15 protein-coding genes and 2 pseudogenes are annotated in these 20360 nt (G+C 51.4%); 4 read left to right on the forward strand and 13 right to left on the reverse strand.

Annotation, left to right across the window (positions count from 1 at the left end):
• Positions 1 to 11: 11 nt before the first annotated feature.
• The 13 genes and pseudogenes from dcyD to ACJ9Y9_RS14880 form a co-directional block, all read right to left on the reverse strand.
• Positions 12 to 998: a D-cysteine desulfhydrase gene (gene dcyD, locus ACJ9Y9_RS14820; RefSeq protein WP_028019577.1), complete on the reverse strand. Its 987-nt coding sequence runs from the start codon at positions 996 to 998 to the stop codon at positions 12 to 14.
• 107 nt (positions 999 to 1105) lie between these two features.
• A complete protein-coding gene (gene tcyJ, locus ACJ9Y9_RS14825) occupies positions 1106 to 1906 on the reverse strand; it encodes a cystine ABC transporter substrate-binding protein (RefSeq protein WP_028019578.1) in 801 nt (266 codons plus the stop codon).
• A gap of 86 nt (positions 1907 to 1992) precedes the next feature.
• The gene (fliZ, locus tag ACJ9Y9_RS14830; RefSeq protein WP_028019579.1) at positions 1993 to 2544 is read right to left on the reverse strand and encodes a flagella biosynthesis regulatory protein FliZ; all 552 of its coding nucleotides are present in this window, start codon (positions 2542 to 2544) and stop codon (positions 1993 to 1995) included.
• A gap of 54 nt (positions 2545 to 2598) precedes the next feature.
• Entirely contained in the window at positions 2599 to 3318 is a 720-nt protein-coding gene (locus ACJ9Y9_RS14835; protein WP_028019580.1) for an RNA polymerase sigma factor FliA, read from the reverse strand.
• A 132-nt stretch (positions 3319 to 3450) separates the two neighbouring features.
• Positions 3451 to 4164: an acyl-CoA reductase gene (locus ACJ9Y9_RS14840; protein WP_229255566.1), complete on the reverse strand. Its 714-nt coding sequence runs from the start codon at positions 4162 to 4164 to the stop codon at positions 3451 to 3453.
• The gene (locus ACJ9Y9_RS14845; protein ID WP_229255567.1) at positions 4050 to 4658 is read right to left on the reverse strand and encodes an acyl-CoA reductase; all 609 of its coding nucleotides are present in this window, start codon (positions 4656 to 4658) and stop codon (positions 4050 to 4052) included. The genes ACJ9Y9_RS14840 and ACJ9Y9_RS14845 overlap by 115 nt, the downstream gene beginning before the upstream one ends.
• A pseudogene (locus ACJ9Y9_RS14850) lies at positions 4642 to 5696 on the reverse strand (acyl-protein synthetase). Before ACJ9Y9_RS14850 ends, ACJ9Y9_RS14845 begins: the two are co-directional and overlap by 17 nt.
• On the reverse strand, positions 5689 to 6492 hold the full coding sequence (locus tag ACJ9Y9_RS14855; RefSeq protein WP_080282805.1) for an AMP-binding protein: 804 nt from the start codon (positions 6490 to 6492) through the stop codon (positions 5689 to 5691). Before ACJ9Y9_RS14855 ends, ACJ9Y9_RS14850 begins: the two are co-directional and overlap by 8 nt.
• A pseudogene (locus ACJ9Y9_RS14860) lies at positions 6482 to 6951 on the reverse strand (DegT/DnrJ/EryC1/StrS family aminotransferase); the annotation flags it as partial. The pseudogene ACJ9Y9_RS14860 and the gene ACJ9Y9_RS14855, both read right to left, overlap by 11 nt.
• 144 nt (positions 6952 to 7095) lie before the next feature.
• A complete protein-coding gene (locus ACJ9Y9_RS14865) occupies positions 7096 to 10494 on the reverse strand; it encodes a glycosyltransferase (RefSeq protein ID WP_050482964.1) in 3399 nt (1132 codons plus the stop codon).
• On the reverse strand, positions 10494 to 14129 hold the full coding sequence (locus ACJ9Y9_RS14870) for a glycosyltransferase (RefSeq protein ID WP_028019582.1): 3636 nt from the start codon (positions 14127 to 14129) through the stop codon (positions 10494 to 10496). The genes ACJ9Y9_RS14865 and ACJ9Y9_RS14870 overlap by 1 nt, the downstream gene beginning before the upstream one ends.
• 172 nt (positions 14130 to 14301) lie before the next feature.
• On the reverse strand, positions 14302 to 15207 hold the full coding sequence (locus tag ACJ9Y9_RS14875; RefSeq protein ID WP_108089650.1) for a flagellin: 906 nt from the start codon (positions 15205 to 15207) through the stop codon (positions 14302 to 14304).
• Positions 15208 to 15394: 187 nt separating this feature from the next.
• Positions 15395 to 16327, reverse strand: a complete 933-nt coding sequence (locus ACJ9Y9_RS14880) for a flagellin (RefSeq protein ID WP_108089649.1) — start codon at positions 16325 to 16327, stop codon at positions 15395 to 15397.
• Between the two features lie 237 nt (positions 16328 to 16564).
• Between ACJ9Y9_RS14880 and fliD the strand changes: the two genes are divergently transcribed.
• The 4 genes from fliD (at position 16565) to amyA (ending at position 20353) form a co-directional block, all read left to right on the forward strand.
• Positions 16565 to 17968 (forward strand): flagellar filament capping protein FliD, encoded by a 1404-nt coding sequence (fliD, locus tag ACJ9Y9_RS14885; protein ID WP_028019583.1) that lies wholly within the window; start codon positions 16565 to 16567, stop codon positions 17966 to 17968.
• 24 nt (positions 17969 to 17992) lie between these two features.
• Positions 17993 to 18403, forward strand: coding sequence for a flagellar export chaperone FliS (gene fliS, locus ACJ9Y9_RS14890; RefSeq protein WP_021241380.1), 411 nt, complete (start codon positions 17993 to 17995; stop codon positions 18401 to 18403).
• Positions 18403 to 18762: a flagella biosynthesis regulatory protein FliT gene (gene fliT / locus ACJ9Y9_RS14895; RefSeq protein WP_028019584.1), complete on the forward strand. Its 360-nt coding sequence runs from the start codon at positions 18403 to 18405 to the stop codon at positions 18760 to 18762. Before fliS ends, fliT begins: the two co-directional genes overlap by 1 nt.
• Positions 18763 to 18865: 103 nt before the next feature.
• Positions 18866 to 20353, forward strand: coding sequence for an alpha-amylase (gene amyA / locus ACJ9Y9_RS14900; protein ID WP_407226182.1), 1488 nt, complete (start codon positions 18866 to 18868; stop codon positions 20351 to 20353).
• Positions 20354 to 20360: the final 7 nt, after the last annotated feature.

A 20360-nucleotide genomic window follows, 5' to 3' on the forward strand; every position in this document is an offset into this window, starting at 1 on the left:
CGACCTGATTTTTAGACATGAGGATGGTAGGCAAACAGCGCAGGCGCCCCGCCGGTATGGACAAATAAAATCGGCCCTTCATCCTTAAAGCGTTTCTGTGCAATGCCATCAATAAGCCCGGCCATCGCTTTACCGGTATAGACCGGATCAAGCAAAATACCCTCAAGGCGAGCCAGCAGCTTAACCGCTTCCATGCCCTCTTCGTTAGGCGTGCCATAACCCGGCGCAAAGTAGTCATCCCAGAGCACAATATCGGCCTTTGCCTTGAGCTCCAGTTGTTCTGCTACCGCCTGCTGCAAGGTGACCACTTTCGGTTTCTGGTCCGCGACGCTGCGGGATACCGTCACGCCAATCAGCTCGACGTCCGGCAGCAGTTGTTCGAGCCCCACCGCCAGCCCGGCATGCGTGCCCGCACTGCCTGAGGCCACCACGACGGATGAGAGGTTGACCGCGCCCTCGCACTGCTGAGCAATTTCCAGCGCGCTTTCCACATACCCCAGCGCACCCAGCGCGTTCGAGCCACCGACAGGAATAACGTAGGGACGAAAGCCCTGCGCTTCCAGACGTGTCGCCAGTTCATCAAGCTGTTCGGTCGGGTCGTTCAAGGCATCCACCATCTCAACCTGCACGTTAAAGAGATCTAACAGCAGACGGTTACCGTTGGTCAGATAGTTTTCTGCCCGCGTCCCAATCGGGTTCTCCAGCAAGGCCACGCAATGGAGCCCAAGTTTTGCTGCCACTGCCGCCGTCTGACGAACGTGGTTGGACTGAATGGCCCCGGCAGTAATGAGCGTATCCGCCCCTTCGCGCAGCGCATCAGCCGCCAGAAACTCCAGCTTGCGCAGTTTGTTGCCACCCATTGCCATTGGCGTCACGTCATCACGCTTAATAAAAATATCGCGTCCTAAATAATCAGAAAATCGCGGCAGATACTCCAGCGGAGTCGGTGCGCCGATAAACTCCAGGCGAGGAAAGCGCGTTAAATTCTGTAGTGACATGGGTTCTCCGGTAGCTCAGACAAAATGTGATATTTTTCATTATGCACGCAGACGCGTAAGAAATAAAAAAGGCGCTTTTAAAAGCGCCTTTTTTTAACGTCAGAAACTTATTTCGTGACGTCTGCCCCGAACCACTTCTCAGAGAGTGCTTTCAGACTTCCGTCTTTCTGCATATCAGCAATCGCAGTATCAATGGCTTTTACCAGGTCTTCGTTGCCTTTACGAACGGCCACACCTGATTCCTGACGAGAGAACGCATCACCCGCTACTGCCAGGGTATTATTGGTTTTCTTCACCAGATCCAGCGCCGCCAGGCGGTCAACCAGAATCGCGTCAATACGGCCCACGCGCAGGTCCTGGTATTTCGTCGGGTCATCATCATAGGTGCGGATATCCACGCCCTGAACGTTCTGGCGCAACCACTCTTCGTAGTTGGTTCCCAGACCCACACCGACTTTCTTCCCTTTCAGGTCTGCAGCGGTTTTGATGGTACCTTCGTTGCCTTTCTTCACCAGCGCCTGAATACCGGACACGGTGTACGGCGTAGAGAAGTCATACTTCTTCTTACGCTCGTCTGAAATGGTCACCTGGTTAATCACCACATCAATACGTTTGGAATCCAGCGACGCCAGCATACCATCCCATTTGGTCGGTTTCAGGGACGCTTTAACGCCAAGGTGCTTCGCCAGTTCTTCTGCAAACTCCACTTCAAAACCGGTCAGCTTACCGTCATCGCCCTGGAAGCTGAACGGAGGATAGGTTCCTTCCAGCCCGACCAGCAGCGTACCGCGCTCTTTTACTTTATTCAGCAGGTTTTCTGCGGCGAACGTTTTCACGCTCATGCCCGCAACCAGCGCAACGGCCATAACACCCATCAGCGCCTGACGACCCAGAAGTGCAAATTTCATAAATACCCCGATATAGTGGAATTTTTACGTAGTGTAGATAAATCGCCTGTAACGTCAAAGGCGACTGCGCTACATCTTATTCTTTTTTAATATATATCAGAAGTTGTTCCGGCGAGCGCTTTCTGCTTCATAACGCCCGGCATTTGCACCTTGTATTGTGCATACTTGCGCAGCGCAATACGGTAATTGTTGGTGCTGGTTGCAGGCAGCCACGGCTCCAGATTTTCATCCAGATAACCGGTCTTCAGCAGATCGCGGGAAATGTTGTTTACGGTCAGATGTTGCCCGAGGCGACGCAGGCGAACGACATATTCGCGAACGGTCCCATGGCTCATCTCCGTTTGTTCAAACAGGAACTGTTTGAAGCCGATAATATCGAAGAAGTCGCTTTGCTCTTTGCAGTGGAGATCGCCACAGAAACGGCAAAGCGCCACCCACTCTTTCTGTTCTTCGAGCCATGCTGATTCATCCATCAACGTGTCGAGACGAGAAATCGCGATCTTATTGACGATTTCGCCACGACGAACCAGCGTGATACGATCGAGTAACTTGTTACAGTGGGCGCAATGCGTCTGGCTGTGTTTAAAGTCTTTCAGGTAGCGGCTTAAAGGCCGTCTTTTAGATTGCTGCACCGTCATGATAACTCCTGGTTGTCAATACGTTGTGCGGCATTTCCCAGGTGAATTAATCACCTATAACTTACCCAGCTTTGTTCGTAAGCGTTTAATGGCCTGGCTGTGCAACTGGCTCACCCGCGATTCTCCCACCTCCAGAACAGCGCCAATCTCTTTGAGGTTTAGCTCTTCCTGGTAATAAAGGGTCAACACCAGCTGCTCGCGTTCCGGTAAAGCTTCAATCGCTTCCATTACGCGCTGGCGTAAATTACCTTCCATTAAATGGTGTAACGGGTTTTCTTGCTGATGCTCATCCGTCACCAGCTCGATGCTATCGCCATGCTCTTCGCGCCACTCGTCATAAGAGAAGAGTTGGCTATTGTTGGTATCGAGCAACATCTGACGATACTCTTCAACAGCAATGCCAAGACGTTCCGCCACTTCAGTTTCCGTTGCGTTACGTCCCAGTTCCTGTTCCAGCTGCCCTATCGCATGCGCCACTTCGCGGGCGTTACGGCGAACACTGCGCGGCACCCAGTCGCGACTGCGCAGTTCGTCCAGCATCGCACCACGAATACGCTGAACTGCGTAAGTCGTAAATGCCGTTCCTTGCAGAGCGTCGTATCGGTCAACTGCATTCAATAACCCGATACCGCCCGCCTGTAGCAGATCGTCCAGTTCCACGCTCGCCGGCAAGCGCACCTGGAGGCGCAATGCTTCGTGACGCACCAGCGGGACATAACGCTGCCACAGCGAGTGTTTATCCATTACACCTTCAGCGGTATAGAGTGAATTCACGATAAACAGCCCTGCGTTAGTTGAGTTATCGGCATGATTATCCGATTCTGCAGGGCGTTCAATTGGATGAATAGTGGGTGAAATGGGTGGTTATTTAGGGGTTATAGTAAAAATGAGAGTGTGGCCGACAAGTTACCCGCGTTTCAAGACTAAGGTTCTGGTCAACATTTTCAGCAAATCATATCCGTCCCAGTGCAAAGAAAAGTTCATGGTTTGCCCAAGCGGAACAATGCGATCAATACCTTTAGGTGCGCCCCGAATAATCAGACGATTAATCATTTCTTCTGGAACGCCCAACGTAGCGAGCGTCTGGCATTTCACGCCGCATACCGGAACGATCTCCAATATATCATCAACCAACCATTCATAGAAAAGGCCATCGCCGCGATGTTCCTCCAACATTTTCTGGCTGACAGCGGTCGCCTCTGCTCGTAAAAAACGCCGGGTGGGTGCCGCAATATATTTTAATCGCGGATCTTCTGCGGCGTATCGGCAATAATTAGCCAGAGCGTTAACTACTGCGACGGATTCAAGTGCCGGTCGATCACAAAGCCAGCGATGAAAACCTGACCAAAACTGCTCTCGGGCCGCTGCTTTACTCTCCTTCTCTCCCGTCCAGACCACCAGCTTCGGTGCCGTACAAGCTTGCTGTTGTGTTAATAACGTATCGTTAAAGAAATCTTCAGCAATACGCCTTTTATTTTCGACAGCAAGATAATAATCAGCATTAATTACACAAATGGAGTACCGGTCAGCAAAAGCAATATCCACCGTGCGGGGTGGCAGGGAAAATTTACGAATATCTGTAATCGTCCTGTCGCCCCCCAGATTAAACGTGCCTGACACACTGCGGAAAGTGCCTGAGTTATTTCATCCTCATGGTTGTATTCAACCAGACAAATCAATTCGCGTATTGCCGCATGCTCTTCCAACGTCTGGTTAAGAGCCTGGCAAATAATATTAACCTGAATGAATTTTTTAGACGGGAGACGAACGATATTCGCATTGCCGGTCAACAGCCCGGTAAGCAAAGAATAGGCAAAATTGACCGCGACGTTTGACGGGGCAATATGAAAGACAACACCTCTCCCCAGCAGGATACCGTCTGGTGTGTAAGTCTCTTTCATTTGTCTGAGAGCAGATTTCCGGCACCAGAATGCCAAGGAAACCACATCGCTAAATTCACGTGACTGCGCCAGCGCAGGCAGCGTTCGCGAGAATGCCTGTAAAAACTCCAGGATCTCGTCATCGAACGGTACGCGCGGTTTGATTTGCGCCATCTGCGCCAGTACCTGGGCATTACCCACGCGGTAGCGCAGGGCGTCAAAATTCTGCGGCATAGGTATCACTGCACCCTCTGGTCTCTGCATTTTTTAGTCGGCCTAAAATTCGAAAATACTTACCTGCCCTGCCACATGGACAATCATCCTCGCCCAGAAGAACGCCCTCATCCTCGGTCAGGAGTGAGTGACCCGGATAGGACTCGGGGAGAGAATACCCGGCTTACCCGGAGGACAGGTAGAAAAATCAAGTGGATCGCGCACGATCACATCGGAGAAAATACTGGCGTGAAAATGCCCGTGCTCGCACTGCATATATACTTCCACCATGCCGTAATAGTCGTAGACGCGCGTTAAACCGCTGACGTTGTGCAGCGCTTTAGAGAGAGCATCCGCAGTAACCGCCTGCGACTGCAGCAGCTTCCAGCCGCCACCATGAATGAGGATCCCGTTCGCCAGATCCAGCGTTTTACCACTTGCGTTTAACGCCTGGTAAAAATGCTGCCAGACCATAAAGGTAAAGCCAAACAGGAGGATCGACTTCCCCTGGTGGCGCGCCAGAAAAGCGTTTACCCCGTCGTAATTGAGCGTCATATCATCATTTAATGCATAGAAGCGATCTGAACCAAAAATTGAAAATCCGAGAATACCTGCCCCACGAGCCGAGAACATATTCCGGTCTTTCATTACGGTGGGGGTATCAATAATCAACATCGGCAGTCGGCCCGCACCAGTAAAATGGTTCACAATTCTGACCAGCGTTTTTTGCTGACGTGCTGCCGTGGTTTTATCGAGAAAGATGCGTGAGACGCTTTGCCCGGTAGTGCCGGATGAGGTCATGGTTTTTACCACGTCTTCATTCGGAACGCTTTTTAACGCCAGCGATTTAAACAATGAAACCGGTATAAATGGGATATCTTCAATCGTCTTAATGTCCTCAACACGGCTTCCCAGCCCCTGCAGTATATTGCGGTAGGCGGTGCAATATTGCTGGTGATGCCGGGTCAGTTTTTGCAAACGCTGGAGCAGCGCGGAGCGCTTTTCCTCGCGCGTTAAGGCGTAAGGGTCGTGGCTTAGCCACTCGTCAAACTCAGTCACAGAGCGCCTCCAGCTCGCGGTATAAGGTTTTACCCGCCGGATTCTTGGGGATGGTATCTATACTAACGACGTTAAACGCTGAGTAATGAAGATTGCAGGAGGTCGAGAGATAGTGTTTTAACGGCTCTGCCGCAGCCGCGTCGGTAATAAACACCTGAACGCGATCGTCCCGGCCAGTCACCACACACTCCATCTGAGGGAAAGAACTGTTCACCAGATGCTCCAGCTCATCAAACCCAACGCGGTTACCAAAAACTTTTAAAAAACGCGATTTACGCCCAACAATGGTGTACAAACCCTTTTCATCGCGCAGGGCCAGATCGCCCGTCGCCAGACGCCCTCGACGTTCATCATCTTTGTTGAGGTCCTCTCGGCAGGTGGCATAGCCCAGCGTCACATTCTCGCCGTAGTAAATGAGCTCCGCGCGCTGACCACTCTCGATGACCTCATTTCCCTCATCGTCCTCGAGCGCAAAACGACCACCTGGGATCGCCATGCCCATCACGCCGGGGTTGCTGGCACCGAGTTCAGCTGGCAGGTACCCCATGCGTGAAGTGGCCTCCGAGGCGCCGTACATAACAAAAAAGCGCATACCTTTTTGCCCGGCCCATTCAGCTAACTCCCGTTGCAGCCCGGGGCGCAGCTTTCCGCCGGCCTGGGTTAACGTTTTTAATGAAGGGAGATCCATGCGGATAAAACGCAGTTTCTTCAGCATCTCCCAGCTATAGGGTACGCCGGATAATGAGGTTGCACCCTGCTGTTTGAGGAATTGCCAGAATTCGGGCTGCGGCGTCATTGATAACCTTCAGCCCGCAGGCATCTGCAATCTCCTGAATAGCATCCACATCACATGGAATACCTTAGCAATACACAGGTAAAATTGCCGATGTCGACGGGGTGATCAGAGATTCTATTTTGGACGGATCGATATTGCAGGTAATCGGATCAATATCTGCAAACACCGGCGTTAAGCCATTCCGCAGCAGCGAGTGCGACGTTGCCACAAACGAATAAGGCGTGGTGATCACTTCCCCCTAATGCGCAGCGCCTCTAGCGCAGTCAGTAGCGCCAGCGTTCCGTTAGAAAACAGACACAGATGTTCCACACCCAAATATTCTGCAAGCGCAGCCTCAAGCTGCTGGTGAAACTCACCGCCGTTTGTCCGGATCCGGTTTTGCCAAATTTTTTCCAGATAAGGAAGAAACTCCTCGAGAGGAGGCAAAAACGGGCTGGTAACATAGACGTTATCGCTCATATGAGAACCTGTGGACTAAGGGGTGGTGTCCCATCACACCGATGAGCACGCAGTTGCTATCGGTAAAACAAGACACCTTTCAGGACTCAATTACCCAAACGGCTCAGCTTTCCGGGTAAAAAATGCCCCGAAAAGTACCCTTTGTTACATAAACAGCCTGCGGACAACCTCCGGGATGGACTCCCGATGGTAAATGAAGGCGTTAATCTCCCGCTGGCTAACCACGTGGCTGTTGGCATTAGCGATTTCGTTCTGCCAGACCTGAGGGTCAGCATTAAGGCGTCGGAAAGGGAGATCGTTTTGCAATGAAGGAACGTCGCTAGCCAGTATCCCTATCCCGCAGGCTGCGAGCTGAACCGCCTGATAGCCATCTTTGAAGCGGTTTTGGTCGCTGTTCAGCCTGAAAATAATCGCTATATCGGCTTGCAACTGATGCAGCTGTTCAGGTGACATCCGTTCTCCGCGCCAGCGAACCGTTTCTGCGACCATCGGCAACCACGCCGCTGGCCAGGCCCCCAAAATGATCCAATCCACCCTGGTGTGCGTGGCGGCGATAATCCGGCTAATGAATTCTCGCTCTTTTACGGATAACGCCTCCGGTATACACAATACGCGTCTGCGTTCGGTCAAAGTCGACCTTGCCTGCGCCACCCATTCACGCCCCAGCAACACCGGCAGGCACGACACCGGCCGTTTTCGTTTGCTTAACTGAGCTTCACGCTCTGCAGACCAGGTAAGCCAGTGCGTCACCACGCTTACCTGGTCCTGAGTGTTATTCCCTGGCCCGCCTGAATCCGCCAGCGCATAAATTCGCAAAGGAATAATCTGGCTCACCGCCGCAAGACGTGCTGAAAGCGCCTTATCCGGGGCGTGGGTTAGCACCACAATATTCGGTACGAGACGCAATATTTCTGGCACGGTGAGGTCGGAGTAATCTCGTTTCAGGCAGATAGCATTATCTGTCGACAGATTCTGCAGCAAGTCGGCGATACGTTTCGAGTATTCGCAGTCCTCACCATTTTTCAGCAACAGAACATTTGCGCGCGTCGAGGAGAAATCTTCAGATCCGTTGGTTATAAAAGGCCCGTGACGGAATAATGGACGTTGTAGACTGAGATAGCGGTTATAGGCCGGATCGTCAGTGAAAAACTCCGGCATCTCCGCGAGTAATGTCTGGCGCTGGGTACTCTCGCTGACGCAAATCTTTTCGAGAAGCCGGGTATTGTCCGATACTACAACGCTGAACGGCGTCCAGACGGCAAGATAACCAGCACGCTTTAGCTTCAGAGGCAGAATAATATCAATGACGTGCTGGTCGTCATATTCAACCGACAGCCCTCCGACCCGTTGCCATGCCTCACGCTTTACCAGCAGGCAGTTGCTGCTCAGAACGGTATAGTTTTGCTCGCACTGGTAGCGCGACAGCTCCCCTTCTGTTTGCCAGGGTTCCCCTTGACCTACATGTCCGACCCAACCATCGGCCCCAGCGATCATACCCGCACTCAGCAACCTTTGGTCGGTGGTGATAAATTTCGGCCCAGCGCTTCCCACTTCAGGGCGAATTACATGGCTCAGCAATGTTGTCAGCCAGTTTTTCAGGACAAAAAGCGTGTGGAGATCCAGAAGTAAAATAAAATCGCCAGTCACATTTTGCTCCAGGAGGTTCATGCGACTTGCGAAGTTTTGCTCAACTCCACAGACGATCACCGTTAATGGCATCACCTCCTGCATCTGCTTGATAAGATCAATCATTGCTGAACTGGCATTTTCAGCCACCGCCAGCAGAATCTCTTTGTTCTGCCACTCGGTATTATTTATGAGGCTCTCAACGCAGCGGATCAGTAACGCCGGATCGTCGCCCGCGTCGAGCAGAATGCTGACTTTTTCATGTTCTGGCTGTGGGTAACTAATCCGCCATGTCAGATTTTTTTGCTGCCCGGCTTGGGCCTGAGAGAATCCACGATGCTGCAGATAACGCTGGAGGATCTGTGCTTCTTCGAGCGAAGCTGGGGAGTCAAATACGGAGGCAGGCACCAGGGTAGTAATATCTGCAATATGCCCGATACAGCCAGTTCCCCATTGCAACAGATAATCGATCAACACGTCAAATTCGAAAGCCTGGCTGAATTCAGGGTTAAATTGACCCGCGCTCAGCCAGCTCTCGCGCCGGAACCAGATGCGCCGTAAATAGCGGTGAGGCGAAGCGAGGAACAGGTCGAGATTGAAATCTGGTTTACGTATCGGAGTGATTTCACCACCGTCAGCGCGTACCGCCTCATCCGTATAAATGGCCTGACACTCCCCGGCCTGCGAGAGCATATTACGCATCATCCCGATGCTTGCCGCAGTATATTCAACACCCGCGTCGATGCAGTGCAACCAGTCGAATGCCTCTTTTTCTGCCAGTTGCCTTACAGCACTAACCCAGATATCTCCCGTAACCGCGCGAATATCCATGGTCTTAGCGCGATACCCTGGCTCTGGTGAAACAAGAAGAATTGTATGTGGATCAACACCTTGACGGGTAAGTGAGGCGACGGATGCGTCGATAGCACTCACCTGCGCATTCGGGCACAGGATAACGTGCAGCAGACGGGTTTCCGCCGTAACCGTCGTCGGCAGGGTGCGGTGAGAAAGCCAGTGGCTGAATGAGGTGCGCTCCTTTACGTCATCGTGCTGCTGCGCTTTCGCCTGGGTTAGAGACAGGAAATGATCAAACTGGGTATCCAGAAGCCGCCTTTTGGCCAGAACAACGTCACGGACAAGCGGTAGCCCTGCCCGAATCTCGTCCAGTGCTTCCGGGGAATCGGAGTAACCGAAACCGGCACCACCGATATCCTGTAACGATTGCTCATTCAACGCATAATGTTCGTAGCCAGGAGCCGACAACGAAACGACCGGACAGCCACATAGCATGGCTAGCAGGCAGGTTCCTGACGACTCATAGGTGTAAAGCACCCGCCCGCGTTTGAGAAGCATCGCCAGATCGCGTAATGACAAAGGATTACGCATCGACAAAATAGTGATATTTTCTGGCTGCCCCGATAAATCAAGCGCAGATTCAGGGATCCTGTTCAGGTAGAGAAAGTCTTTATCTTTAACTGGCTGGTCATCCTGAAAGAGTGAGAGGTCATAACATTCAATCCCCAGAATGTTCGGATTGGGTTCTTTGTCTGCAAACTCAGGGCGATACCAGAAAAAGAGATCGTCAGCACTGGCCTCAATGGCATTTTGCATGATGACCCCTTCCCTGTTTAGCATGTAGCGGACGGTTACTGGCGCAGAAAAGGGATTTCCCGTTGTTACCTCCGGGTAAACAGCAATCCAGGACTTGCCGCTGGAGATGACCTGTTCATAGGCTTCTTGCGTAAGCGCTGGCGCATTCCAGTCGGGGTTGACGGTACAACCGACCATCCAGGCGCGACCACCGCGCTCATTGATCATATGGCATAAACGGTGAAGTACCTGAATACCCAACGACGACTCGCGGTAGTCCGGCGCGGCAATCAGGTAGGGAGAATGAAGATCTATATGCATAGTCATTATGCCAGCCACCCCTGTTGCCAGTCATTGAGTCCATTATCACGTAGATACCAGTCACGCTGCACGGCATCCCGGAGTTCATCCCCCTGGCGGATACGGTAATCCGCGTCATTGAGATACGGCTGAATGGCTTTCATCCAGTCCTTATAACGGTTTTCCACCAGCGTCACCGGTAGTCCGCAACGGTACGGAGCAATGTCCGTGGCAACGATCGGTACTCCACAGGTACCAATTTCCAGCAGACGTAAATTACTCTTACATTCATTGAACTGATTGATATCCAGAGGAACCAGGGCCAGATCGAGATTCAGGCTGGCCAGCTTTTCCGGGTACATCTCGAAAGGAACGCCAGGGTGGAACTCACAATGGACATTACGCGGCTTCATCCCCATAAAGACCCATTCAACATCATCTTCCAGTGCCTTAATCAGAGGTAGCAGGATTTGCAGATCCCCGGCATGGGTGCTCCCCCCCGCCCAGCCAACACGTAATTTTTTACCCACCCCACGCTGACTCTGCAAATGTCCCCATTGGTCGGGTGCAAGGCGGTTCTGTGCAATGCGGATATCGTGATGGTAACGGCTATAGGCTTCAGCAAGCGGCGCCGTTGAGACAACAATTCTGTCTGCGCTTTCGAGTATTTTGCGGAAGCTCTTCACCATATGCTGCGGATAGTTATTACGATTACCATTTTTCAACGGCACGTTAAGTAAGAAATCATCGTATTCAATGATAACTTTGGCATTACAGACCTCACGCAACTGCTGAATAATGTCCGGGAAACGGCTACCGGTGAGGGACTCAAGTAAAATCACATCTGGCTGAAGTTGCGCGGCTTCCATGACGGAAGGGATGCTGTTCATCATTCCTCCCTCCAGCATATGATGGCGCTCCATCGCTTTAAACGGCTGCATAACCCGGTGATGCCCGCAGCCATTCCAGTCAACATGATGCGCCAGCACAACCGGCACAGGACGTCCCGGCAAAGGTGCATGCAGACGCGCGGTGTTTACACTCAGGGTGAAAAGCGCGCCGGATTTTTGCATCAGCGGATGATAAGAAGGATCGTTGAGCAGCTCTGCCTTCCACTCGTTACGCAACTGTGTAAAGTGTTCCAACATCGGTCGTTCGGGAATCTGGTACCTATCGGCCAGAAGACGTGTCGCTCCGCCCATATGTTGAACGCGCGAATAGGGGGTCCAGACGTTTAAATAGCCCTGCTTTTGCAGCCTTATTCCCAGGTCAACATCGGCAAAATAGACGGGATAACGTTCTTGCGTAAATCCGTTAAGTGCAAAGAAAACCTCTTTTCGCAGCATCATACAAGAACCACTCACTGCAGTTACATTATGTGGAGCGCAAAGATAGTCCTGAAAACCTGAGTCAGCCCCTCCAGCCCCGGCAAAAGCAACCTCCACACCGTTTTGAACGCCAGTCAGATAGCCGCCATGCTGGATCCGTCCATCCTTAAACTCCAGTCGAGCCCCTACCACACCCACCTCCGGGCGTAATGCGTGTTCCAGTAACGCTTCCAGCCACCCGCCATCAATGATTTCACAATCGTTATCAAGGAAAACGAGCACGTCCCCCCTCGCCTGCTGCGCGGCGGCGTTGCCCATCTCAGCAAAATTGAATGGCGCGTCGTAACGCAATATCCGCACCTGTTCCAGCCCAAGACTCGCTAAATCGTTCAGGAACTGGCAGGCATCGTCCTCTACCGACTGGTTATCAACGATCATCAGCTCATAGCGCGCATAGCGGGTCTTTTCCATCAGGCTTTCAATGCAGTTCTTTAGTAAAGCAAACCGATCGCGCGTGGGGATAATAATAGAGACCATCGGCTGGGCGTCCCAGTGATAGCGAAGGCGAGGCAGAGCGTGAGCGGATGCCTGCTCATAGGAGGCAGAGATGCCAAGCCGCATAAGGTGGGCCAGTACGCCATTCCGATGCTGATCCATAAGACCTGGCTGCTCTGTCCAGCGTTGCGCAGGTTCCGAATTGCAGATCAGCACTTCCGGCACATGCGTTAAGACACTGGTACCCTGCTTCTCGACCAGACGCCAGAGCAAATCGATAAATGGCATATTGGTAAAGAGAGGGTCCAACCCTCCTGCGGCCCTTGCCGCATGACAATCTATGAGCAACGCCTGTCCAATGTAAGGCTGACTGCGCAGGAGATCGATATTAACCCCGGGGCGCAAGGTGACAACAGGTTCATCATTTTCGGCAATCGTCATTTCGTCACAATAGGCGACACTTGCCTCTGGATGATGAATTCGGTGCTCAGCAAACCGCAGCAGCGCGTCATCTAACAGGGTGTAGCCCGCAGGTAGCATCAGCAGCGCCTGAGCAGGGCTGTTTTCCAGTAACGCATTAATATCGGAAATAGAATGCGCCACCTCTACGGAGATCGGCGCTAGCGATTGAGCGAGCGCCGATGCATGGGTAATCAGGTACTCTTCATTCGTTTTATTCTGCGCGAGGATAACAACACCAAGGCTGGATCTAGCCGGAAAGGCATCAGCAAAGGCACGCAAAGCTTCACGACGCGCGTTCGTGATATTTCGATCCTTCATCCAGCGGGTGATGGAGTAGTTTTCGCTCTGCTGGACCAGCAGTGCTTTGCTGTGGAATGCCAGCGCATAGCGATCTTTTTCAGAAAGCGTATAAGGCGTTTGCGACGCAGGAAAATCCAGCACAGCGAGAATATTTTGCTCAAGGCTCCAGCGTGATACGAACGTCTGATGATTTCTCTGCACCCATTTCATGGCATCGTCATAGCCGTCGGTCAGCAGTTGAATCCACTCATCTGCTCCCGGGCAAAAACGCAGATTTACCCCGGAGAAATAGTTAGCTTCATAGTGCGGAAGATTTGCATCGCTCAGATACCCTTCAACGTAGTTCCCGTGGGCTAAAAAGACTGGTACGCCGAGAACAAGTGCTTTAGGAGCATACTGTTCATCGGTGATGATAACGTCATAACCCGCGAGCCACTCCGGTTCAATTCGCCCGGATTGAACACTTAAATCGAGCCATTCGATGCGTAGCTGCGACTGAGCTGCGCGCTGCTGCACTTCATACATTTCAGCGGACATTTTATCCGCGATATAGAGAATCCGACGCAACTCTTGCGCCTCACGCTTCGCGTAAACGTCGGAGAAAGCGTCCGGCACGATCCACGGCATCAGGCGTAGCTTGTCTTCCTGGATCCCCGTCTGTAGCAGGATAGTCTGAGTAAATGCTGAAAGGCCAAGCACGCGGGTTGCCAGAGCATTCTCTAGCTCGGCACCCCATGGAATATAAAGATCATTGTAATCGCTGTAATGACGGAAGATAAAAGATCCCGCAGTTTTCTGCTCATGCAGAGCAGTAAGCAGTTTCTCGCTAAAAAAGCCTTTGACGACCCATATAACGTCATAGTGCGCGGCCAGCTCTCCCGAATTCTCTGTAACAATCGTCAGGGCTCCAGTTGCCTCCAGTCGCGCCACTTCAGGCTGAAGACGCTTCCCGATAAACGAGGTACATAAAATCACGCGCCATTCTCGTCTTAGCAGGGCATCAGCTATGTCGAGCACTTCCGTGCAGGAAGCAGACCATGCGTCCAGTTTGTCCACACTTATCAGAATTTCAGGCATTTTTTATCCTTAACGCCGCCACAAGGACGCCTACAGATCTATTTTCAGTAATGCAATATTGTGAGGGATAGAGGACGGTTTAAGAGGAAAAATAGCTTGTGTAATTGGGTTTAAATCCGGCGATTGGGAAATAAAAAAGGCATCCGAAGATGCCTTTTTTGCGTTATCAAAATTAACGCAGCAGGGACAGCATAGTTTGCGGAACCTGGTTGGCCTGAGCCAGTACAGAAGAGCCAGCCTGCTGCAGGATCTGCGCGCGGGACATGTTGGACACTTCAGTCGCGTAGTCGGAATCCTGAATACGGCTGCGGGCAGCGGACAGGTTGTTCACGGTATTGTTCAGGTTAGTGATGGTGGACTCGAAACGGTTCTGAGACGCACCCAGCAGGCTGCGCTGGTTGTCTACAGATTTGATTGCCGCATCGATATCTGCCAGCGGGCTACCATCGGTAGTACCACCGGAGGTCACCGTACCGCTCAGAACGTCGAAACCTTCTGCTGCAGTAGTACGTGCGGTACCGTTGATGCTCTGACCAGAGGTAACAGAGGTTGCGCCAGAGGCGTTGAACAGGTTATAGGCGTTAGAGCTGCTCAGGCTGATAGAGATAGTTTCTTGATCCTTAGAGCCTACCTGGAAGCTGTAGCTGCTGGAGCCAGTGCCGGTGTTCAGAACTTTAATGCCGTTGAAGTCCGTCTGAGTCGTTACGCGGTTCACTTCTTCCATACGCTGGTTAACTTCAGCCTGGATGGAGTCAATGTCGGAAGCAGAGTTAGAACTGTTCTGCGCCTGAACGGTCAGATCACGGATACGCTGCAGGTTGTTGTTGATTTCGCCCAGTGCACCTTCTGCCGTCTGCGCCAGAGAGATACCGTCGTTGGCGTTACGTGCAGCAACGGTCAGACCGTTGATGTTAGAGGTGAAGCGGTTAGCGATCGCCTGGCCAGCAGCGTCGTCTTTTGCGCTGTTGATGCGCAGACCGGAGGACAGACGCTCAATCGCGGTGCCCAGAGAAGACTGAGATTTGCTCAGGTTGTTCTGAGTCATCAGCGACAGAGTGTTAGTATTAATCACTGCCATGGTAAGTATCCTTTAATTGATTATGAGTTCCGGCTAGCTGCCAGGGGCTTCATCGCCTTCATAAAGGTTATCGACAGGGCACTTACAAACTTTAGATCTTTTGATCTTTTTTTCTTTTCTTATTTCATCTTGATTTTAAAAGAAAAAAGCGCCGACATGCGGCGCTTTTTGTCTGTCATAACAGCGATTAACGCAGCAGGGACAGCATAGTTTGTGGAACCTGGTTGGCCTGAGCCAGTACAGAAGAGCCAGCCTGCTGCAGGATCTGCGCGCGGGACATGTTGGACACTTCAGTCGCGTAGTCGGAATCCTGAATACGGCTGCGGGCAGCGGACAGGTTGTTCACGGTGTTGTTCAGGTTGGTGATGGTGGACTCGAAACGGTTCTGAGACGCACCCAGCAGGCTGCGCTGGTTGTCTACAGATTTGATTGCCTTATCGATGTCTGCCAGTGGGGTAGTACCTGCTGCAGTACCACCAGTGCCACCAGTTACCGCACCGTGCAGAACGTCGAAGCCTTCTGCTGCAGTCGTACGTTGGTTACCGTTAACAACGTCACCAGTGGTCATTGCTTTGGTGTTCAGCGTCGCGCCGGTGTTGCCAGCAGCGGCCAGGTTAAAGCTATCGCTGGAGCTCAGAGTGATACCGATAGTTTCTTTATCTTTTGAGCCAACCTGGAAGTTGTAGGTGCTGGAGCCAGTGCCGGTATCCAGAACTTTGATACCGTTGAAGTCGGTCTGCTTGGTCACACGGTTCACTTCTTCCATACGCTGGTTAACTTCAGCCTGGATGGAGTCAATGTCGGAAGCAGAGTTAGAGCTGTTCTGCGCCTGCACGGTCAGATCACGGATACGCTGCAGGTTGTTGTTGATTTCACCCAGTGCGCCTTCAGCAGTCTGCGCCAGAGAGATACCGTCGTTGGCGTTACGTGCAGCAACGGTCAGACCGTTGATGTTAGAGGTGAAGCGGTTAGCGATCGCCTGACCAGCAGCGTCGTCTTTTGCGCTGTTGATGCGCAGACCGGAGGACAGACGCTCAATCGCGGTGCCCAGAGAAGACTGAGATTTGCTCAGGTTGTTCTGAGTCATCAGAGACAGGGTGTTAGTATTAATAACAGCCATGATGTATTCCTTTGAAAAAGTTATCAGATTTAGGCATCTGCCTACGGCTTTCTCACCGTCAATGAGGTTATCGACCGTCCTTTCTCAAGCTTTAGGAAAAAAATCATTTTTTTAAACCTGTAAACTGCCCGAATTTCTCCCTCTTTATTTACGCATTGTTTTTTTTAAATAGCGCTAATCTTTTTCTCGTTTCTGCCGATAGACCATCCAGCGATTGTCTCAATAAAGGATGAAAAAATGGCAAGTATTAGTTCACTCGGCGCAGGTACTTCACTGGACCTCAATACGTTGTATGACAATTTACAGACAGCTGAGCAAACCAAGCTAAAGCCTATCACTACCCAGCAAACGTCATATAAAGCCAAGCTGACAGCATGGGGGGTGGTGCAGACAGCACTCACTAAATTACAGACTGCTTCAGATGCATTAAAAAATACCTCTGCTATTGCACAATCAAAAGTTTCCAGCACTAACACGGCGTTTAGTGCAACGCTTGCCAGCAGCGCAGCGGCAGGATCTTATTCCGTTGAAGTAACGCAACTGGCGGCTGCGCAGTCTCTGTTGAGCCCTAAAGTCGGCAGTAAGGATACCGAACTCGGCGACAGCAGCATGAGCACGCGCACCCTCACAATCACTCAGCCGGGCCAGAAAGATCCGTTAACGATCACCCTGGCGAGCGATAAGACCAGCCTTGCCGATGTGCGTGACGCTATTAACGCCAAGCAGGGAAGCGTAAGCGCCAGCATTATCAAAGCGGATGACAACAGTTATTACTTAGCGCTGACTTCCCGTGATACCGGTACAGCAAACGAGATGACCATTACGACGGATGATAGCCAACTGGCGAAATACGTCAGCTACAACCCATCCAGCGCCACCAACGTGATGAGTGAACAGGTTCCAGCCTCCGACGCTAAAGTCAATATCAACGGTATCGAGATCGTTCGTAGCAGTAATGCCATCACGGATGCACCAGAGGGCGTTACCCTAAACCTGACGAAGACCAATAAAGGCAGCCCGGAGACATTGTCAATTGTCAAAGACAACCAGCCAATGACCGATGCCATTCAGGCTTTTGTGGATGCGTATAACTCTCTGCAGACCACTATTGCCAATCAGACGAAATATACGGCGGTCGATCAGGGAAGCACCAACCAGGACAGCAGCAACGGCGATCTGTTGGGCGACGGAACGCTGCGAAATATTCAGACCCGTCTGCGCTCGATGATTTCGGCCAGTCAGGGTTCAGGCGATCTGGCCACTTTATCCCAGATTGGGATTACGCAGGATATCACCGGTAAGCTGACGGTGGACAGTACCAAACTCAACAAGGCACTGAACGAAAAATCGGCTGACGTCGTCGCGTTCCTGTCCGGCGATGGAAAAACCACCGGGTTTGCCACCCAGACCAGCAGTCTGCTGAAAGACATGCTCGGAACTGATGGTTCCGTTCAGAATGCCACTGCGGGCATCAACAAGACGCTGAAAAAACTGTCGGACGAATACGATCGCGTAAACGCACAGATTACCGCCACCATGGCACGTTATAAAACGCAATTTACCAGTCTGAGCCAGCTTGTCTCAAAGATGGATCAGACCGGAAGTTATCTGACCCAACAGTTCAACGCCATGAACCGTTAATAAATGATGAATTGAGGTTTTACCATGTATACAAAATCGGGAATTCAGGCATATGCTCAGGTCGGCGTTGAATCGGCCGTTCTGAGTGCCAGCCCACATCAACTGGTTGTGCTTCTTTTTGATGGCGCATTAAGTGCCATGAAGAAAGCCATCATTTTGATTGAACAAGGTGATATTCCCGGTAAAGGGCAGGCCATAAGTAAAGCAATCAATATCATCAGTAACGGTTTGCAGTCAGGTCTAAACCATGAGATTGGTGGCGACCTGGCGGCAAATCTCGATAGTCTTTATGACTATATGACCAGGCGTCTTTTACAGGCTAATCTTCATAACGACATCAATGCCATTAATGAAGTAGTGGAGTTACTCAATAACATTGCTGATGCCTGGAAAGAGATAGGCCCTCATTCTCAAAACATGCGGGACAATTACTAATGGACGTCCATCTCGGCTTGCTCCAACATTATCAGCAGTTATTAACAACCAGTAACACGATGCTTGTTCTTACCCAGGCAGGGCGCTGGGACGAGCTTATCGCTTACGAGGTTGATTATCTGACATCAGTTGAAAAACTTACCATGTTCCAGGATGCCAGCGAAATTCCGCCTCATATTCAGGCGCAAATACGCCCTATTCTGAAACAAATACTCGATAATGAAATCGAGTTGAAAACCTTGCTGCATCAGCGTATGGAAGAGCTGAAAGCACTGGTTGGACAGACGTCGAGACAACATAATCTGAACTCAACTTATGGACGTTTATCAGGAAATGTTCTCTTTCCCTCTGATCTCTAGTCTGGATATGGTCTTTTGCGGATGAATATTATTTTGTGATTTCATCCGCGTTTTATCCCCTTTTCGCTCATACTCACTGTGTTCTCAAAACGGAGCACGGACGATGAAAAACCCCACCCTGTTACAATGTTTTCACTGGTACTACCCTGCTGGCGGTGAATTGTGGCGAGAGGTCACGGCATTAGCCCCCAATCTTAACGAAATCGGCATCAATATGATCTGGCTGCCACCCGCTTATAAAGGCGCGTCTGGTGGGTATTCGGTTGGGTATGATTCTTACGACTTATTCGATCTCGGTGAGTTTGACCAGAAAGGCAGCATCGCCACCAAATACGGCGACAAAGCACAGTTGCTGGAAGCCATTGACGCGCTTAAAAGCAACGACATTGCGGTGCTGCTGGATGTGGTGGTGAATCATAAAATGGGGGCAGATGAGAAAGAGTCTGTCCGCGTTCAGCGTGTAAACGAACAGGACCGCACGCAAATTGATGACGAGGTCATCGAGTGTGAAGCCTGGACACGTTACACCTTCCCTGTCCGCGCCGGGCAATATTCGCAGTTTATCTGGGATTACAAATGTTTCAGCGGCGTCGACCATATTGAAAACCCTGCTGAAGACGGCATCTTTAAAATCGTCAACGACTACACCGGCGAAGGCTGGAACGATCAGGTTGATGATGAAATGGGTAACTTCGATTATCTGATGGGCGAAAATATCGACTTTCGCAATCACGCCGTCACGGAAGAGAGCAAATACTGGGCCCGCTGGGTCATGGAACAGACGCGCTGCGACGGTTTTCGTCTGGACGCCGTTAAACATATTCCCGCCTGGTTTTACAAAGAGTGGATTGAACACGTACAGGAAGTCGCGGACCAGCCGCTGTTTATCGTGGCGGAATACTGGTCCCACGAAGTGGATAAGCTTCAGGCCTATATTGACCAGGTTGAGGGTAAAACGATGCTGTTTGACGCCCCCCTGCAGATGAAATTCCACGAAGCGTCACGCCAGGGACGGGATTACGACATGAGCCAAATCTTCACCGGTACGCTGGTGGAAGCCGATCCGTTTCATGCGGTAACCCTTGTGGCTAACCACGACACCCAACCTTTGCAGGCCCTGGAGGCACCGGTCGAACCCTGGTTTAAACCCCTGGCTTATGCGTTGATCCTGCTACGGGAAAATGGTGTGCCGAGCGTCTTTTATCCCGATCTCTTCGGTGCCAGTTATGACGATACGGGGGGCGACGGTGAAATGTACCATATAGACATGCCGGTCATTGAGCAGCTCCACGAATTGATCCTCGCTCGTCAGCGCTTTGCCCACGGCGTGCAGACGCTCTTTTTTGACCATCCTAACTGTATCGCCTTCAGCCGCAGCGGTACCGAGGACGATCCCGGCTGTGTGGTCGTGTTGTCAAATGGTGACGATGGAGAGAAAGTGATTTGTCTTGGGGAAAACTACGGTAATAAAACGTGGCGGGATTTCCTCGGCAATCGCGAAGAGACCATCACCACGGCCGCGGATGGCGAAGGGACGTTTACCTGTAAAGGCGGGAGCGTCAGCGTGTGGGTAATAGAGGAAGCGCTGTAAAAACAAT

It is taken from the genome of Enterobacter sp. CPE_E1241 (assembly GCF_045618265.1).
Taxonomy (GTDB): domain Bacteria; phylum Pseudomonadota; class Gammaproteobacteria; order Enterobacterales; family Enterobacteriaceae; genus Enterobacter; species Enterobacter adelaidei.

Excerpts from the sequence above, each read along its gene's own strand:
- dcyD (WP_028019577.1), bottom strand. The coding sequence starts at position 998 with ATGTCACTACAGAATTTAACGCGCTTTCCTCGCCTGGAGTTTATCGGC.
- tcyJ (WP_028019578.1), bottom strand. The coding sequence starts at position 1,906 with ATGAAATTTGCACTTCTGGGTCGTCAGGCGCTGATGGGTGTTATGGCC.
- fliZ (WP_028019579.1), bottom strand. The coding sequence starts at position 2,544 with ATGACGGTGCAGCAATCTAAAAGACGGCCTTTAAGCCGCTACCTGAAA.
- ACJ9Y9_RS14845 (WP_229255567.1), bottom strand. The coding sequence starts at position 4,658 with ATGCCGCAGAATTTTGACGCCCTGCGCTACCGCGTGGGTAATGCCCAG.
- ACJ9Y9_RS14855 (WP_080282805.1), bottom strand. The coding sequence starts at position 6,492 with ATGACGCCGCAGCCCGAATTCTGGCAATTCCTCAAACAGCAGGGTGCA.
- ACJ9Y9_RS14865 (WP_050482964.1), bottom strand. The coding sequence starts at position 10,494 with ATGACTATGCATATAGATCTTCATTCTCCCTACCTGATTGCCGCGCCG.
- ACJ9Y9_RS14870 (WP_028019582.1), bottom strand. The coding sequence starts at position 14,129 with ATGCCTGAAATTCTGATAAGTGTGGACAAACTGGACGCATGGTCTGCT.
- ACJ9Y9_RS14875 (WP_108089650.1), bottom strand. The coding sequence starts at position 15,207 with ATGGCAGTGATTAATACTAACACTCTGTCGCTGATGACTCAGAACAAC.
- ACJ9Y9_RS14880 (WP_108089649.1), bottom strand. The coding sequence starts at position 16,327 with ATGGCTGTTATTAATACTAACACCCTGTCTCTGATGACTCAGAACAAC.
- fliD (WP_028019583.1), top strand. The coding sequence starts at position 16,565 with ATGGCAAGTATTAGTTCACTCGGCGCAGGTACTTCACTGGACCTCAAT.
- fliS (WP_021241380.1), top strand. The coding sequence starts at position 17,993 with ATGTATACAAAATCGGGAATTCAGGCATATGCTCAGGTCGGCGTTGAA.
- fliT (WP_028019584.1), top strand. The coding sequence starts at position 18,403 with ATGGACGTCCATCTCGGCTTGCTCCAACATTATCAGCAGTTATTAACA.
- amyA (WP_407226182.1), top strand. The coding sequence starts at position 18,866 with ATGAAAAACCCCACCCTGTTACAATGTTTTCACTGGTACTACCCTGCT.